Annotated in this window: 15 protein-coding genes; 1 reads left to right on the top strand and 14 read right to left on the bottom strand. The window is 66.2% G+C overall.

The features are described from left to right. Positions 1–306: 306 nt before the first annotated feature. From ACT54X_RS10610 to ACT54X_RS10570, 9 genes are all read right to left on the bottom strand, one after another. Positions 307–1,284: a branched-chain amino acid ABC transporter permease gene (locus ACT54X_RS10610; protein WP_294367607.1), complete on the bottom strand. Its 978-nt coding sequence runs from the start codon at positions 1,282–1,284 to the stop codon at positions 307–309. Positions 1,285–1,301: 17 nt separating this feature from the next. After that, complete coding sequence (locus ACT54X_RS10605) at positions 1,302–2,177, bottom strand: branched-chain amino acid ABC transporter permease (protein WP_294367606.1); 876 nt, start codon at positions 2,175–2,177, stop codon at positions 1,302–1,304. 98 nt (positions 2,178–2,275) lie between these two features. After that, on the bottom strand, positions 2,276–3,469 hold the full coding sequence (locus tag ACT54X_RS10600) for an ABC transporter substrate-binding protein (RefSeq protein WP_017761172.1): 1,194 nt from the start codon (positions 3,467–3,469) through the stop codon (positions 2,276–2,278). Positions 3,470–3,512: 43 nt separating this feature from the next. Further along, positions 3,513–4,223, bottom strand: a complete 711-nt coding sequence (locus ACT54X_RS10595) for an ABC transporter ATP-binding protein (RefSeq protein WP_294367604.1) — start codon at positions 4,221–4,223, stop codon at positions 3,513–3,515. A 77-nt stretch (positions 4,224–4,300) separates the two neighbouring features. Beyond that, positions 4,301–5,071 (bottom strand): ABC transporter ATP-binding protein, encoded by a 771-nt coding sequence (locus ACT54X_RS10590; RefSeq protein ID WP_294367603.1) that lies wholly within the window; start codon positions 5,069–5,071, stop codon positions 4,301–4,303. 330 nt (positions 5,072–5,401) lie between these two features. Continuing rightward, on the bottom strand, positions 5,402–6,970 hold the full coding sequence (locus ACT54X_RS10585) for a DHA2 family efflux MFS transporter permease subunit (protein WP_294367600.1): 1,569 nt from the start codon (positions 6,968–6,970) through the stop codon (positions 5,402–5,404). A gap of 21 nt (positions 6,971–6,991) precedes the next feature. After that, positions 6,992–8,338 (bottom strand): HlyD/EmrA/EmrK family protein, encoded by a 1,347-nt coding sequence (locus ACT54X_RS10580; protein WP_294367598.1) that lies wholly within the window; start codon positions 8,336–8,338, stop codon positions 6,992–6,994. Positions 8,339–8,373: 35 nt separating this feature from the next. Continuing rightward, positions 8,374–9,864 carry an efflux transporter outer membrane subunit gene (locus ACT54X_RS10575; protein ID WP_294367596.1) on the bottom strand — a complete coding sequence of 497 codons (1,491 nt, stop codon included), beginning with the start codon at positions 9,862–9,864 and terminating at the stop codon, positions 8,374–8,376. After that, positions 9,861–10,406, bottom strand: coding sequence for a MarR family winged helix-turn-helix transcriptional regulator (locus tag ACT54X_RS10570; RefSeq protein WP_294367594.1), 546 nt, complete (start codon positions 10,404–10,406; stop codon positions 9,861–9,863). Before ACT54X_RS10570 ends, ACT54X_RS10575 begins: the two co-directional genes overlap by 4 nt. A 189-nt stretch (positions 10,407–10,595) precedes the next feature. On the opposite strand from ACT54X_RS10570, the gene ACT54X_RS10565 reads away from it, so the two are divergent. Further along, positions 10,596–12,284: an ABC transporter transmembrane domain-containing protein gene (locus tag ACT54X_RS10565; protein ID WP_476346407.1), complete on the top strand. Its 1,689-nt coding sequence runs from the start codon at positions 10,596–10,598 to the stop codon at positions 12,282–12,284. A gap of 149 nt (positions 12,285–12,433) precedes the next feature. Here ACT54X_RS10565 and ACT54X_RS10560 read toward each other — a convergent pair whose 3' ends face one another. From ACT54X_RS10560 to ACT54X_RS10540, 5 genes are read right to left on the bottom strand one after another with little or no spacing between them, the layout of a single operon-like run. Then, a complete protein-coding gene (locus tag ACT54X_RS10560; RefSeq protein WP_294367590.1) occupies positions 12,434–12,877 on the bottom strand; it encodes a DUF1178 family protein in 444 nt (147 codons plus the stop codon). Further along, complete coding sequence (locus ACT54X_RS10555; RefSeq protein WP_294367589.1) at positions 12,874–13,467, bottom strand: NUDIX domain-containing protein; 594 nt, start codon at positions 13,465–13,467, stop codon at positions 12,874–12,876. Before ACT54X_RS10555 ends, ACT54X_RS10560 begins: the two co-directional genes overlap by 4 nt. Before the next feature lie 3 nt (positions 13,468–13,470). Next, positions 13,471–13,779, bottom strand: a complete 309-nt coding sequence (locus ACT54X_RS10550; protein WP_294367587.1) for a DUF2818 family protein — start codon at positions 13,777–13,779, stop codon at positions 13,471–13,473. Positions 13,780–13,786: 7 nt separating this feature from the next. Next, complete coding sequence (gene nuoN / locus ACT54X_RS10545; protein WP_294367585.1) at positions 13,787–15,274, bottom strand: NADH-quinone oxidoreductase subunit NuoN; 1,488 nt, start codon at positions 15,272–15,274, stop codon at positions 13,787–13,789. A gap of 28 nt (positions 15,275–15,302) precedes the next feature. Next, complete coding sequence (locus tag ACT54X_RS10540) at positions 15,303–16,778, bottom strand: NADH-quinone oxidoreductase subunit M (RefSeq protein WP_294367583.1); 1,476 nt, start codon at positions 16,776–16,778, stop codon at positions 15,303–15,305. Positions 16,779–16,799: the final 21 nt, after the last annotated feature.

Genomic DNA, 16,799 nt, shown 5'->3' with positions numbered 1-16,799 from the left:
CCACTCTCTCAAACCCCTCACCAGCCAAACTCAGCAACCAAAGGCTACGTATCAGTCAGCGAGCCCGCCAGTATACGAGGGTTTTCGCCGGGGAATCAAGCTGCCGACAAATTCTTTGTCCTGCCTGACAGGGTGCCCAACTGAGTGGCGCCCCAGCGTCGACAACTCACTGGAGAGACTTATGCGTGGAGTCACGTTGCTCGGCAACTGCGACTCGCACGCAGGTTCTCATGTGAGATACGAAGGATGCTGCCGAAGCGGCCCCACCATTCGTCCGCGCCGCGGCCTTCCCGAAGCACCGAGCAGCTATCGCCGCTTGCGGCTCCGGAATGCGATCACCTCCCCCATGATCCCGCGTCGGAAGGCGAGGACGCAAACCATAAAGATCAGCCCGGTCACGATCGTCACGGATTCCCCGAGGGTGCTGAACCAGTCAACCTTCGTCACCGACGCAAGAAGATTACCCAACTCACCGATCTTGTTCTCCAGCGCCACGACCACCGTGGCGCCAACCAGCGGACCCGACAACGTGCCCAGGCCACCCAGCAGCGTCATCAAAATGACGGAGCCCGACGAGGACCAGTGCACATCCGTCAGCGTGGCAAAGCCGAGGACAACCGTCTTGAGTGCACCGGCCAGACCCGAAAGCGCGGCGGAGATCACGAAGGCCACCAGCTTCACACGGCCGACGTCATAGCCAAGGGAAAGCGCCCTGGCCTCGTTCTCCTTGATCCCCTTGAGCAGTTGCCCGAATGGCGAGTGCACCGTGCGCACGATCAGCGCGAACGCCAGGGCCACGACAACGAGCGCCACGTAATACATCGTCAGGTCGCTCTGCAGACTGAGGACGCCGAACAGCTTTCCGCGCGGCACGCCCTGCAGACCATCCTCGCCGCCGGTGAACGGGGCTTGCAGCGCGAAGAAGTAGACCATCTGCGCCAGCGCCAGCGTGATCATTGCGAAGTAGATCCCCTGTCGACGGATCGCCAGCATGCCGAAGACCCAGCCGAGCGCCGCGCCCACCGCTGTCCCGAGGAACAGCCCCAGTTCGGGGGTAAGCCCCCAGACCTTGATCGCATGACCGGCCACGTAGGCAGAGCCGCCAAGAAAGGCAGCGTGCCCGAACGACAGCAGGCCCGTATACCCCAGCAAGAGATTGAACGCCGCGGCAAACAGCGCGAAGCACATGAGCTTCATCACGAAGACCGGGTAGGCGCCCAGCCACGGTGCGGCCACCAAAGCCGCCAGCAACAGACCATAGCCCAAGGTGGATCTGGAGTTCATTGCGAGTGACACCTTTGCTACTTTTCCTTGCCGAACAGGCCTGCGGGACGCAGCAGCAGCACCACGACCATGATCACGAACACCACAGTTGAGGATGCCTCGGGGTAAAAGACCTTTGTCAGACCTTCGATCACCCCGAGTCCTAGCCCGGTGAGGATTGCACCCATGATCGAGCCCATCCCGCCGATGACCACCACGGCAAACACCACGATGATGAGGTTCTGCCCCATCAGCGGAGACACCTGTATGACGGGAGCCGCCAGGACACCCGCGAACGCGGCCAGCGCGACACCAAAGCCGTAGGTGAGCGTGACCATCAACGGCACGTTGACGCCAAAGGCCTCGACCAACCTCGGGTTCTCGGTACCCGCCCGTAGGTAGGCGCCCAGACGGGTCTTCTCGATCACGAACCAGGTGGCCAGGCACACCAGGAGCGAAGCCACGACGACCCAGGCCCGATAGTTGGGCAGGATCATGAAGCCCAGGTTGGTGGCACCGGACAGCTGATCCGGCGCGTCGTACTGCAGACCGGAGACGCCGTAGAAGGACCGAACGACACCTTCCACCAGCAGCGTGAGTCCCAAAGTCAGCAGCAATCCATAGAGATGGTCGAGCTTGTAGATCCAGCGCAGCAGCAGCCGCTCGATGACGACGCCCAGCAGCCCGACGATCAACGGCGCCAGGATCAGCATCCACCAGTAGCCGATGCCGAAGTAGTTCATCGCCGCCCAACTCAGGACGGCGCCGAGCATGAACAGCGCGCCATGGGCGAAGTTGATGACGTTGAGCAACCCGAAGATCACGGCAAGGCCGAGGCTCAGGATCGCATAGAACGATCCGTTGACAAGCCCCAGCAACAGCTGGCTCAGCAAGGCAGGAAGGGAAACGGTCATGTCATGGCGCTGGAAGAGACTGCCGACCGGGGGCCCGCACGCGAGACCCGGCACAAGAAACCGGCGGGACGAGCTATTGCTTCAGCCGCCCGCGTCCATTACTTCCAGAGAGCGCACTTGCTCTCGGCCTTGGTGGTGAAGACCTGATCGCCCGGCAGCGTCTTGACGACCTTCAAGTAGTCCCAAGGCCGCTTAGATTCCGAGGGCTTCTTGGCCTCGACCAGGTACATGTCATGCACGAAACGGCCATCGGCGCGGATCTGACCCTTGGCGTAGAAGTCGCTGATGGTCATCTTCTTGAGTTGCTCCATCACCTTGTCCGAGTCGGTGGTCTTGGCAGCCTCGACAGCCTTGAGGTACGTCATCGTCGCCGAATAGTCGGCCGCCTGAATGTCCGTGGGCATGCGCTTGGTCTTGTCGAAGAAGCGCTGCGCCCACTTGCGGGAGTCGTCATTCATGTCCCAGTACCAGCTGGTGGTGTGCAGCAGGCCCTCGGTGTTCTTGAGGCCCAGGCTGTGGATGTCGGACAGGAAGACGAGCAGCCCCGCCGTCTTCATCGTCTTGTCGATGCCGAACTCCTTGGCGGCCTTGATGGAGTTGATGGTGTCGCCTCCCGCGTTGGCCAGGCCCAGGATCTGCGCCTTGGAGTTCTGCGCCTGCAGCAGGAAGGACGAGAAGTCGCTGGCGTTGAGCGGCGTGCGCACGGAGCCGACCACGGTACCGCCCTTCTCCTTGATGACCTTGGTGGTGTCCGCCTCGAGCGCGTGGCCGAATGCATAGTCGGCCGTCAGGAAGAACCAGCTCTTGCCACCCTGGTCAACGACCGCTGCACCAGTGCCCTTGGCCAGCGCGACCGTGTCGTAGGCATAGTGCACCGTGTAGGGCGTGCATTGCTCGTTGGTGAGGGCGGACGTCGCCGCGCCGTTGTTGAAGTACACCCGCTTCTTCTCGGCCGCCACCTTGGCCGTGGCGAGGGCCGTGCCCGAGTTGGTGCCACCGAAGACCATCGTCACACCCGCGGTGTCGATCCACTCGCGCGCCTTGGATGCGGCGATGTCCGCCTTGTTCTGGTGATCCGCAGTCAGCAGCTCGATAGGCTGGCCAAGTGCCTTGCCGCCGAAATCGTCGATGGCCATCTGGATCGCCGTCGCTCCGCCCTTGCCTTCCACATCCGAGTAAAGGCTCGACATGTCGGTGACGAGGCCGATCTTGACCTTTTCCTGCGCGAGCACCGGTGCAGCGAGGCCCAGCGCCAGGACAGCCGTCGCAACACGGGTAAGGGTGATCTTCATGGTGTGTCTCCTAGGGGTGAAATCGGAACGGGTGTGGGGTGCATCACACGCCGAGCAGCTCGTTGAGCAGCGGCATCTTGGCGTCGAGCTGGGCCGCATCGAAAGACTCGACGACGACGCCATGCTCCATGACATAGAAGCGGTCAGCCAGCGGCGCCGCGAAGCGGAAGTTCTGTTCGACCATGAGCACCGTATAACCCTTGGCGCGCAGCGTGGTGATCATGCGTGCGAGGGCCTGCACGATGACTGGGGCGAGGCCTTCAGAGATCTCGTCAAGCAGCAACAGCCGGGCCCCCGTGCGCAGGATGCGCGCGACGGCCAACATCTGCTGCTCGCCGCCAGACAGGCGCGTCCCCTGGCTATGGCGTCGCTCCGCCAGGTTGGGGAACATGGCGTAGATCTCGTCCACCGACATGCCGGCGCCCACCCCTTTGAGTGGGGGCGGCAGCAGGAGGTTTTCCTCCGCCGACAGGCTGGCAAAGATGCCCCGCTCCTCGGGGCAGTAGCCGATACCATGATGGGCGATTCGGTGAGTGGGCAGCCCGATCGTCTCCTGTCCGCCGACCCGGATGCTGCCCTTGCGGGCGCCCGTCAGGCCCATGATGGCGCGCAGCGTAGACGTGCGGCCGGCGCCGTTGCGGCCCAGCAAGGTGACGACCTCGCCAGGGTTCACATGAAGGTCCACGCCATGCAGCACATGCGACTCGCCATACCAGGCATGCAGGCCTTCGATGGCCAATGCGGGCGTGGTCATGAACGCTCCTTCGTGGCTGCGCAGGCTGCAGCCGGATCACGTACCCAACCCGCGTCGGGCAACGAGGACTCGCGCATTCAGTGGGCTCCTTGCAGCTGGCCGTCGGTGGTGCCCATGTAGGCTTCCATGACCTGGGGATTGCGCGACACGGCGGAATAAGGTCCTTCGGCCAGGACGGCACCGCGCTGAAGCACGGTGATGGTGTCGGCGATGGTCGAGACCACGCTCATGTTGTGCTCGACCATCAGGATGGTGCGCCCGGCGGAAACGCGCTTGATCAGCTCGGCCACGCGGTGCACATCTTCGTGGCCCATGCCCTGCGTGGGTTCGTCCAGCAGCATCAGTTCAGGCTCCATGGCCAGCGTGGTCGCGATCTCGAGGGCGCGCTTGCGCCCATAAGGGAGGTTCACCGCCAGGTCGTCGACCATGGCCTCGAGGCCGACCTCCGCCAAAAGCTCGCGTGCCCGAGCATTCAGTGGGACGAGCGTGCGATCGCTCTTCCAGAAGTGGAAGGAGGTCCCGAGCGCCCGTTGCAGGGCGAGCCGCACGTTCTCCAGCACGGTCAGGTGCGGGAAGACCGCCGAGATCTGGAAGGAGCGGATGATGCCTCGGCGTGCGATCTGTGCGGGCCGCTCGCGAGTGATGTCGAGCCCGTTGAACAGGATCGTGCCCGACGTCGGCTCCAGGAACTTGGTGAGCAGGTTGAAGCAGGTGGTCTTGCCGGCACCGTTGGGACCGATCAGTGCATGGATCGCGCCACGCTGCACCCGGAGGTCGACCTTGCTGACCGCGGTGAAGCCCTTGAACTCCTTCGTGAGCTGCCGTGTCTCGAGAATGATGTCGCTCATCCGCGGGCCTCCTGCCGCTGCGCATCGAATCTTGGGGTCATGCGTTTCCGTCGTTGTCGTACCAGGGGAGCCTGCATCGCAAGCCTCGAACGTTGGCGCATTGTTGGCAGCGGCTCTCTCGGCTGCTACTGGGGCAAATGCGGATGCTGCAGTGCAATGCGCGAAAAGCGCCGCAGCGCGGGCCCAGACCATTGCTTGGGAGCCACGGCCCCGCCGACGGGTGAGCAGTTACACGCCGCGCATGCGACAACGCCCGCCGGCGTGTCTGCCGGCGGGCGTTGTCTTGTTCGTTTCGCGGAACGCGGCGCGGCCGACAGGCCCGCCTCGTTTTCAGTGGGCGCCTGCCGCCGCGTCGCTTCCTGCTGCGCCCCTGGCGGGCCGCGCGATCCAGATGATCGGGATCAGCAGGATGAAGAGCACCGCCGACGCATAGAACAGGTCCGCCGTGGCCAGCATGAAGGACTGTTGGTCCGCGAGCCGGTTGATCTGCGCCAGCGCCTGCTCGGCGCTGAAACCGGCATTGCCGAACATCGACAGGGTTGCACTCGCGGCAGGGCTGCTCGGATTGACGGCTTCGGCCAGTTGCGCATGGTGCAGCGCCGCGCGGTTCTCCCACAGCGTGGTCGAGATCGAGGTGCCCATCGCGCCTGCCGTGATGCGCGCAAAGTTCGACAGCCCCGACGCCGCCGGAATGCGCTCTGGAGGCAATCCGGACAGCGTGATGGTCACCAGCGGGATGAAGAAGAAGGCCATCGCGATGCCCTGGATGAGCGTCGGGATCATGATCGTCTCGAAGTCCGTCTGCGTGGTGAAGTGCGAGCGCATCCACACCACCAGCGCGAACACGATGAAGGACATGGTCGCGTAGTAACGCGGATCGACCTTGCCCACCGTGAGCCCCACCATGGGCGACAGCACGATGGCGAACAGGCCGACCGGGGCCAGCACCATGCCCGCGCTCGTCGCCGTGTAGCCCATGTACTGCTGCAGCCACAGCGGCAGGATCACCACGTTCCCAAAGAACAGGCCGTAACCCACCGACGTGGCGAGCGCCCCCGACCAGAAGTTGCGGCGCTTGAAGAGCGACAGATCGACCACCGGGTGCTTTTCGGTCAGCTCCCATACCAGGAAGAACGCAAAGCCCACGACCGCCACCACTGCCAGCGCGATGATCTCGCCGGAATGGAACCAGTCGAGCTCCTTGCCCTTGTCCAGCATCAGCTGCAGCGCGCCTACCCAGGCGACCAGCAGGCCCAGGCCGATGGCGTCGATGGGCACGTGCCGCGTGGGCGTCTCGCGCTTGCGGTAGATGCTCCAGGTGACCGACGCCGCCAACAGGCCGACCGGCACGTTGATGAAGAAGATCCAGGGCCACGAGATGTTGTCGGTGATCCAGCCCCCCAGCAGCGGCCCCATGACCGGCGCCACCAGCGTGGTGATGGACCACATCGCCATGGCCAGGCCCGCCTTGGCGCGCGGATAACTCGACAGCAACAGCGTCTGCGACAGCGGGATCATCGGCCCCGCCACGAAGCCCTGCAGCGCCCGGAAGGCGATCAGCATCGTCATGTTGGGGGCCATGCCGCACAACCACGAGCTCAGCACGAACAGCAGCACACTGGCCATGAACAGGCGGACCTGCCCGAAGCGCTGTGTCAGGAAGCCGGTGAGCGGCACGGCAATGGCATTGGCCACGCCGAAACTGGTGATGACCCAGGTGCCCTGCGTCGGGCTGACGCCCAGGTCACCCGAGATGGCGGGCAGCGACACGTTCGCGATGGATGTGTCCAGCACATTCATGAAGGTGGCGGCCGACAGGGCAATGGTGCCCAGCACGCGCGCCGAGCCTTCCAGTGGCGCAATGGCGGCCGCGGCCGCCTTTGGCTCAGAAGCAGCCATGGATGAAATTCCTCGCGGCGATCAGAGCGGGCGCGGGGCGGCCGAAGCCTGCAGCGCGTGGCGGGCGCCGCCCTCGGCAGCCTGACTCGACGGCGAGGCCACGGCCGGCTTGGCACCAGCCGGCGCGGGGCCGGCCGAAGCCGGCACCGGCCGCCCGAGGTTGGCCGCGATGATCCGCTGCACGGCCTTCTCGGCACCATCGTCCTGCCCGTTGTAGACCTGGGTCGATGCGAAGTCGGACGCGCGCGGCGCATCGGCCAGCATCTTGCCGTTGCTGTTGGCCACATCGACTTCCGCGTCCATCGACAGGCCGACGCGCAGCGGATTAGCCTTCAGTTCATTGACGTCCAGGCTGATGCGCACCGGCACGCGTTGCACCACCTTGATCCAGTTGCCGGTCGCGTTCTGCGCCGGCAGCAGCGCAAAGGCCGCACCCGTGCCAACGCCAAGGCCGGCGACCTTGCCGTGGTAGACCACCTTCTTGCCGTACACGTCGGCCGTCAGCGTCACGGGCTGGTCGATGCGGATGCTGCGCAGTTGGCTTTCCTTGAAGTTGGCGTCGACCCACAGTTGTCCCAGCGGCACGATGGACATGAGGGGCGCGCCCGGCGCCACACGCTGGCCCAGTTGGACCGTGCGCTTGGCCACATAGCCATCGACCGGCGCAGGCAGCGCGACGCGCTGAGTCGCCAGCCAGGCTTCGCGCACCTTCGCAGCGGCGGCCTGGACGCTGGGGTGTTCCTCGACCGTGGTGCCTTCGGTCAGCGACCGGTTGCTGGCCAGTTGCTCGCGGGCCGCCGCAACGCCCGCCTGTGCAGCCGCCAGCGCGCTTCGGGCGTTGGCGACCGCCGTCTCGGCATGGCTCAGCTCTTCCTTCGAAACCGCCCCATTGCCGGTGAGGGAGCGCCGACGCTGCAGGTCGTCCTGCGCGCGAGCAACGTCGGCCTGGGCCTTCACCACGTCGGCCTGGCGCAGGTTGACCTGCGCGGCCAGCGAGCCGTTGTTGACGTAGAGCGTGCGCGCCTGCCGCACGGCCTGGCCCAGTGCGGCTTCCGCCTGCGAGAGCGCCACCTGGGCGTCGGCCGGGTCCAACTGCACCAGTGGCTGGCCCTGCTTGACGTAGTCGGTCTCGTCGGCTGCGATGCTCATCACCGTGCCAGCCACCTGCGGCGTGATCTGGATGATGTTGCCCTGGACATAGGCGTTGTCGGTGGATTCGTAATGACTCGCGACCAGCCACTCGTAGGCAGCCCAGCCGGCGCCGGCCACCACCACCACCGCGGCCAGGGTCGTCAGCGCCTTGCGGCGACGGGTGTTGGGCGCCTTCTCGTCGGCGGCCTGGGAAGAAGAAGCAATGTTGTCGTTCATGGTCTGGCTCCTTGCGGACGTGCGGGCGCTGCGTCTCAGCGCGCCGCGGCGGATTCGTTGAGGGCGGCCGTCTGCGCGGCCGCGGGAGCATCGCCGGCCCAGCCGCCACCCAGGGCGCGAGCAAGCGAGGCCTGGGTATCGAGCGCCCGGGCAGCGAGGTCCACCGCCTGGCGGCGCTGGGTGAGCACCGCCGTCTCGGCGGTGAGCACATTCAGGTACGTGCCCAGCCCCGCCTGATAGCGCTGCAGCGCGATGTGGTAGGCGTCCTCGGCGGCGCGTTGCGCATTGCCTTGCTCAACCTGCTGCCGGCCGATTGACCGCGCGCTGGCGACCTGGTCGGCCACCTCGTGCACGGCATCGATCACGGCCCCGTTGTAGCTTTCGATGGCCGCGTCGTGGTCGGCCGCCTTGCCGCCCAGGTTGGCCCGCAGGCGCCCGCCCTCGAAGATGGGCAGGTGCAGCGCGGGCCCCACGCCCCATTGCAGGCTACCCGACTTGAGCAGCTTGTCGAATCCAATGGACTGCGTCCCGACGAAGGCGGTCAGATTGATGTTCGGATAGAACTGGGCGCGGGCGCTCTCCTCGTCGCTCGCCGCCGCCTCGACGCGCCAGCGGGCAGCCGCCACGTCAGGGCGGCGGGCGAGCAGGTCGGCGGGAATCTGCGTGGCGAGCGGCACCGCTTGCAGCGACGCCAGCGCGGGCGGCCTGAGACCACGCGTGGCGTCGGGCACGGCCACCAGCGCATCGAGTGCATGCCGGGCGTTCTCGATCTGCTCGTTCAGCACCTCGATCTGCTGCCGTGCCTCGGGCAGCCCGCCTTCGCTCTGTCGTTGCTCTAGTTGGGTGTCCAGGCCGGCCGACACGCGATCCCGCACCAGGCGCAGCGTCTCCTCGCGCTGGGCCAGCGTGCGGCGGGCGACATCGCGCTGCGCCTCCAGCCGCGCCCACTGGATGTAGCTGCGCGCCACATTGGTGGTCAGCAGGATGCGCGCCGCCTGGGCATCGGCCTGCGCGGCGCGTGCACTGCCCACCGCAGCCTGGATGGCCGCGCGGTTGCGGCCGAAGAAGTCGAGCTCCCAACTGCCATTGAGCTGCAGCGTGCCGTTTTCCTGCACCGTGCCGCCGAGCGCGCCATAGATGTAGTTCTCGCTGTAGCGCTGTCGCAGCAGCTGTGCGTCGCCGCTGAGCTGCGGTCGCCCTGTCGCTTCGGCCACGCCAGTCGCCGCGAGCGCCTTGGCGACGCGGGCCTGGGCCACCTGCAGGCTGGGGCTGGCCGCCAGGGCCTGCTGCTCGAGCGTGTCGAGTTGGGCATCGCCGAAGGCATGCCACCACTGCGCGTCGACCTGCGCGAAATCGTTGGCCGGCTGCGCGTTCGCCGGCACGCCCGCCTGCACCGCATCCCGCATGCGGGCGTGGGAGGCGATGCCTGCGGTGTCGGCACAGCCCGCGGCCAGCAACGCAACCGCCAGGCCCACCGCCATCAGCGCCGGACGGCCCTCGCGGCCCTGGGTCGAAGAAAAAGTCATCGCGAAACTCCTTGGCCCGATGCCCGATGGCATGCGGCCTGCTTTCTCTGGGCGTTCCCCAGGATGCGGTTCAGGTAATCCTTGAGCTGCTCCCACTCCACCTTCGTGAAGCCGGCGAGCATCTCGTTGTGGACCCGGCTGAGCACGGCCGGCACCTTCTGGGCAGCACTCAGGCCCTCAGGCGTCAATTCGAGGTTGACGACCCGCCGGTCCTCCTGCGAGCGCACCCGACGCACCAGCCCCTTGGCTTCGAGCCGATCCAGCAGGCGCGTCATGGCGCCGGTGTCCAGTTGGCACTCACGGGCCAGTTCGGCCACCGTGCCAGCGCTACCCATGTGCAGCTTGTGCAGTGGCACCCACTGTGGATAGGTCGGGCCGCCGGGCTCGACCAGTTCGTTTTCGACGGCCTGCGACACGCAGGTCAGGATGCGCTTCATCGCGTAGCCCAGGCTTTCCTCGGCGGTGTAGCTCTCGGCCCGGTAGAAATCCACGGGCGGCGGCCCGGCGGTGCCGCCGGGCGGAGTCGTCTCTGATTTGGACATGGGGAGATATTATTTGCCTCGTCAAATATTGTCAAGGCTGATTCTGGGGTGGCAAGGTCTCGTTAGAATCCGCGCGGCCCGGCCACTGCGCCGCGATTGCCCCGCACTCCTGTGAAGAACGCCAAAAGCTCCCCCCGCTCGCTCGCCGGCCTGGCGCCCTTTCTTGGCCCCTACCGCCTCCAGATCGCGATGGCGGCTCTGTTCCTGGTCATGGCGGCGGTCACGACCCTGGTGTTTCCCATCGCGCTTCGCGGCCTGATCGACGCCGGCCTGGCCCCCACGGCACCCGGCGATCAGGTGATGGCACTGCGCGAACACTTCCTGGCCCTGTTCGGCGTGGCGATCGCGCTGGGGCTGTTCTCTGCCGCGCGCTTCTACACGGTGAGCTGGCTGGGCGAGCGCATCACGGCCGACGTGCGCACCGCCGTGTACGGCCGCGTGCTGCACCAGAGCCCGCAGTTCTTCGAGACCACGCAGACCGGCGAGGTGCTGTCGCGCCTCACGGGCGACACGACGCTGGTCCAGACCGTAGTGGGCTCCTCTCTCAGCATGGGCTTGCGCAATGCGGTCATGGGCGTCGGCGCGCTGGCCATGCTGATCTGGACCAATCCCTGGCTGATGGCCCAGGTGGCGCTGGTGCTCGTGCTCGTCGTGCTGCCGGCCATGGCCTTCGGCCGCCGCGTCCGGCGGCTCTCCCGCGCCAGCCAGGACCGCGTGGCCGACGCCAGCGCCATCGCGGCCGAGGTGCTCAATGCCATTCCGGTGGTGCAAAGCTATACGGCCGAGACCCGCGAGGCCGAGCGCTTTGCCGGCTCCACCCAGGCAGCCTTCGAGACGGCCGTGCGGCGCACCAAGGCGCGGGCCGTGTTGGTCGCCTTCATCATCATTGCCACCTCGGCCGCCTTGCTCTGGGGCCTTTACGCCGGCACGCAGGCCGTGCTGCGGGGTGAGATCAGTCCCGGTCACATGGGCCAGACGGTGGTCTATGTGGTCATCCTGGCGAGCGCGCTGGCGGTGCTGGGCGAGGTCTACGGCGACCTGCTGCGCGCGGCAGGCGCCACGGAACGGTTGATGGAACTGCTGCACGCGCCCATCGCCATTTCGTCGCCAGAGGCCGTGCAGGCCGCACCACCCGCCTCCGCAGGCGCCCAGGTGATGCTGGAGGATGTCGGCTTCCATTACCCGTCACGCCCGGGCACGGCGGCCCTGCGACACTTCTCGCTCGACGTGGCGCCTGGCGAAACCGTGGCCCTGGTGGGCGAGAGCGGCGCGGGCAAGAGCACTGTGTTCCAGTTGCTGCTGCGCTTTTTCGATCCGCAGACCGGCGACATCCGGCTGGACGGTCAGTCGCTGCGTCGATTTGCGCTGGATGACCTTCGCGGACGCATCGGCTTGGTGCCGCAGGACGCCGTGATCTTCTCGACCACGGCGCTCGAGAACATTCGCTATGGCCGGCCCGACGCGACGGAGGCCGAAGTCCGGCATGCGGCCCGCCTTGCGCACGCCGAGGGCTTCATCGACGCCCTGCCCGACGGCTTCCACACCTTCCTGGGGGAACGCGGCGTGCGCCTGTCGGGGGGGCAGAAGCAGCGGCTCTCGATTGCACGCGCCATCCTGAAGGCACCACCGCTGCTGCTGCTGGACGAGGCCACCTCGGCGCTCGATGCGGAAAGCGAACGGGTCGTTCAGGCCGCCCTCGAATCGGCAATGGAAGGTCGTACCACGCTGGTCATTGCCCACCGCCTTGCGACGGTGCAAAGGGCCGACCGCATCGTGGTGCTGGACCACGGCGCCATCGTCGAACAAGGCACCCATGCCGAATTGATCGCCCGCGGCGGCAGCTACGCCAAGCTGGCGGCGCTGCAGTTCACGGCCTGAGCCTGCCGCACCCCCTTTCGGGAATCCCGGCGCTTCGCGCCAGTGCAGCTTCGCCCAGACACAACAAAGCCCGCACACGGCGGGCTGAGTCATCGGTGGCGAGCGCGGTGCAACAGCCTGGTCGGGCGACCGCGCGTCGATCCACAACCCTACTGCAAGGGTTCCTTGAGTGCAGGCGGCAGCGGCAGCGGCAGCACCGCAATGCCTTCCTCCAGCAAAGCGGCGGTCTCCTCGGGCGTGGCCTGGCCACGGATTCCGCGCTCTTCCACCTCGCCGTGATGCATGCGCCGCGCTTCCTGCGCAAACCGGTCGCCCACGTCTTCGGTCCTGGCAAGCACCTCCCGGACGGCGCGCATCCAGCGGGCTTCCGGGTTCTGCTGCTGCGGCGGTTGAAGCTGAGCTTCAGACGGCAACGCCTCGCGCCCGGCGCTGAGGTTGAGACGCGGTGCGCTCAGGCCTTTGACAATGGCCTTGTCACCACAGAGCGGGCATTCGATCTGGCCACCGTCGCGCTGGGTCTCGAACTCCGACTCGGAGCCGAACCAGCCCTCGAAACCGTGGCCATGGGCACAACGCAGATTCAGGACCTTCATGGCGCGGAATTATCCGCAGCCCGCCATTCCAGTGCCCAGTTGCCGGAAAGCACGTTCTGCATCCAGACCGAGCAGGCCAGCGTCTTCGCATCCGTCACCGTGCCATCACGGCACCAGCTCAGCAGATCCGCGGGCGCTGCTGTGAACACGTCGAGGAACTCGCCCTGGTCAAGCTTGCGATCGCCAGCACTCAGGCCGCGCGCGAAGTAGATGTGGATGACCTCCGTCGAGTAGGCCACGGCCAAGTGCATCACCCCGGCCTTGGCCCACTCGCGGGCGCGGTAGCCGGTTTCTTCCAGCAGTTCGCGCTGCCCGCAGACTAGCGCATCCTCGCCGGCGTCGAGCTTGCCGGCCGGGAACTCCACCATGACCTGGCCCACCGGGTATCGGAACTGGCGCTCAAGCACGATGCGCCCATCGTCCAGCAGCGGAATGACCACCACCGCGCCCGGGTGGATGACGTACTCGCGCGTCGCGGTCCCGCCATCGGGCAGCGCGACCGTGTCACGGTACGCGCGCAGAAACCGACCCTCGAACAGCCGCTCCGACGCGACCTTCTTTTCTTCCAGGTGGGCGATGTCAGCGGTCACGGTTCAGTACCCTTTGCGTTTGAGAAGGTAGCGCCAGATGAAGCCCGGAAAGGCGAGCACCAGGAAGAAGGCGGCCGTCACCGCATAGAACTCCCAGCCCTGCGCCGCCACCATGCCCTGCTTGCCCTCGAAGAGCCGGCCGACCATGCCGGCCAGCAGATAGCACAGCACCAGCTCCCCCAGACGCACCGCGAGCGGCTTGACCGCCGTGCGCCAGGGCAGCACGGCGAGCAGCCGCTCGTTCAGGAAAGGCAGGTTGGCCAGGACCAGCGCAACGCCGAGGACGACCCAGGCCGATGCGTTGCTGCCCACGACGCGATCAGTTGCCCAGCGTGGCCACGATGGCCCGGGCACACAGGGTCATCAAGCCGCCGGGCAGGATGCCCAGGATCAGGATCAGGGCGCCATTGACCGACAGCACGGCCCGCACGTCGCGCGGCGCCGCCACGGTCGTGGCCGTCAGCGGTGCGTCGAAGTACATCACCTTCACCACGCGCAGGTAGTAGAAGGCGCCAATCAGCGACATGATGACGGCGAACACCGCCAGGCCGATATACACGCCCTGCCCCGAAGCCAGCAGCGCCTGCAGCACCGCCAGCTTGGCATAGAAGCCGACCAGCGGCGGAATGCCGGCCAGCGAGAACATCGCAATGGCCATCACGCCGGCATACAGCGGGCTACGCTGGTTGAGGCCGGCAAGGTCGGAGATCTCTTCGCTCTCGAAGCCTTCGCGGGCCAGCAGCAGGATGATGCCGAAGCTCGCCAGCGTGGTCAGCACATAGGTCACGATGTAGAACATCGACGCGCTGTACGCATACTGGGCGTTGAGCGTGTTGCCGTCGATCACGCCAGCCACCAGGCCCAGCAGCACGAAGCCCATCTGCGCGATGGTCGAGTAGGCCAGCATGCGCTTGAGGTTGGTCTGCGCGACGGCGGCCAGGTTGCCCACCAGCAGCGACGCCACGGCCAGCACGGCCAGCATCTGCTGCCAGTCGAAGGCCAACGGCAGCATGCCTTCCACCAGCAGACGGATGACGATGGCGAAGGCCGCCAGCTCGGGCGCGGCGCCGATCAGCAGCGTCACGGCCGTGGGGGCGCCGTGGTAGACGTCCGGCAGCCACATGTGGAAGGGCGCGGCACCCAGCTTGAAGGCAAGACCAGCGACGATGAACACCAGGCCGAACACCAGCACCTGGTGGTTCACCTTGCTGCTGGCGATGCTCTTGAAGACCTCGTTGACGTCAAGCGAGCCGGTGGCGCCGTACATCATCGACATGCCATAGAGCAGGAAGCCGCTGGCCATGGCGCCGAGCACGAAATACTTCATGGCGGCTTCGCTGGCCGTCGCATGGTCGCGGCGCAGTGCCACCAGGGCATAGCTGGACAGCGTGAGCAGTTCCAGGCCCAGGTAGATCATCAGGAAGTTGCTGCCCGAAATCATCACGAACATGCCGAGCAGCGAGAACAGGCTGAGCGTGAACATCTCACCGCCGCGCAGCATCTGGCGGTCGGCCGCATAGGGACGGCCATAGACCAGCGTGACCATCAGCGCCACGGCCGAGAAGCATTTGAGCCAGTTGCCCATCGGGTCGCTTACCACCATGCCGCCGAAGCCGTGGAAGGTGTGGCCGGCGACGGCGTTCATGCCGGTCAGCAGCGCCGTCGCGGCCAGCGTGAGCATCGTGAGCCAATGGGTGGCGGTGCGGTGCGCGCTGCTGACACGCAGGTCGAACAGCGTGATGACGCAGGCCATCACCAGCAGCAGGATCTCGGGGTAGACAGCCACCCAGCTGAGTTTGTCGATCATCTTGTTCTCTTGTCTGCGTGGACTCTGGTCAAGGCAGCTTGGAGGCGGCCACGTGGCGCAGCAGCTCGGCCACGGAAGCGTCCATCACGTCGGTGAAGGGCTTGGGATCCAGGCCCATCCACAGCACGGCCACGGCCAGCACGGCGAGCATGAAGAACTCGCGGCCGTTGATGTCCGTCAGTTCCTTCACATGGTCGTTGCCGATGGGGCCGAGATACACGCGCTTGTACATCCACAGGGTGTAGGCGGCGCCGAAGATCAGCGCGGTGGCAGCCATCAGGCCGATCCAGAAGTTAGCCTTCACGGCACCCAGGATCACCATCCATTCGCCCACGAAGCCGGCGGTGGCAGGCAGGCCGCAGTTGGCCATGGCGAACAGCAGCGCGAACGCGGCGAACTTGGGCATGACGTTGACCACGCCGCCGTAGTCGGCGATCTGGCGCGAGTGCATGCGGTCGTACAGCACGCCGATGGACAGGAACATCGCGCCCGACACGAAACCGTGGGCGATCATCTGCACGATGCCGCCAGCCACGCCGAGCGGATTGAAGATGAAGAAGCCCAGCGTCACGAAGCCCATGTGGGCGACCGACGAATAGGCCACCAGCTTCTTCATATCGCGCTGGACCATGGCCACCAGGCCCACGTAGATCACCGCCACGATCGACAGCGCGATCATCAGCCACGCCCATTCACGGGCAGCATCGGGCGCGATCGGCATGGAGAAGCGCAGGAAGCCGTAGGCGCCCAACTTCAGCATGATGGCGGCCAGCACGGCGGAGCCGCCGGTGGGCGCCTCGACGTGCACGTCGGGCAGCCAGGTGTGCACCGGCCACATCGGCACCTTCACGGCGAAGGCCGCGAAGAAGGCGAAGAAGATCAGCGTCTGCGCCGTCGAGCCCAGGGGCGTCCGATGCCAGGTGGCGATGTCGAAGCTGCCGCCCGAGGCGCGGTACAGGTACACCAGGGCCACCAGCATCAGCAGCGAGCCGAGCAGCGTGTACAGGAAGAACTTGAAGGCCGCGTAGATCCGGTTCGGACCGCCCCAGATGCCGATGATCAGATACATCGGGATCAGCGTGGCCTCGAAGAACACGTAGAACAGCATGCCGTCCAGCGCGGCGAACACGCCGATCATCAGGCCCGACAGGATCAGGAACGCGCCCATGTACTGGTTGACGCGCTCGGTGATCACCTCCCAGGCCGAGATCACGACGATCACCGTGATGAAGGCCGTGAGCAGCACGAACCACATCGACAGGCCATCGACGCCCAGGTGGTAGTTGATGTTGAAGCGCTCGATCCACGGCGCACGCTCGACGAACTGCATCGCGGCGGTGCCGGTCTGGAAGCGCGTGTACACCGGAATGGTGACAAGGAAGCTCGCCACCGACCCGACGAGTGCCGCCCAGCGCACGAAGCGCGCCTGGTCGTCCCGCCCGAACGCCAGCAGCAAGGCGCCGATCACGATCGGCAGCCAGATGGCAAGGCTCAGCAAACCCATTTTTCTTGTTCTCCAGCCCGC

This window comes from Pseudacidovorax sp. DMC4, from assembly GCF_056314265.1.
Note: the sequence above shows the minus strand (reverse complement) of the source record. Positions and strands in the feature narration are given on the sequence as shown.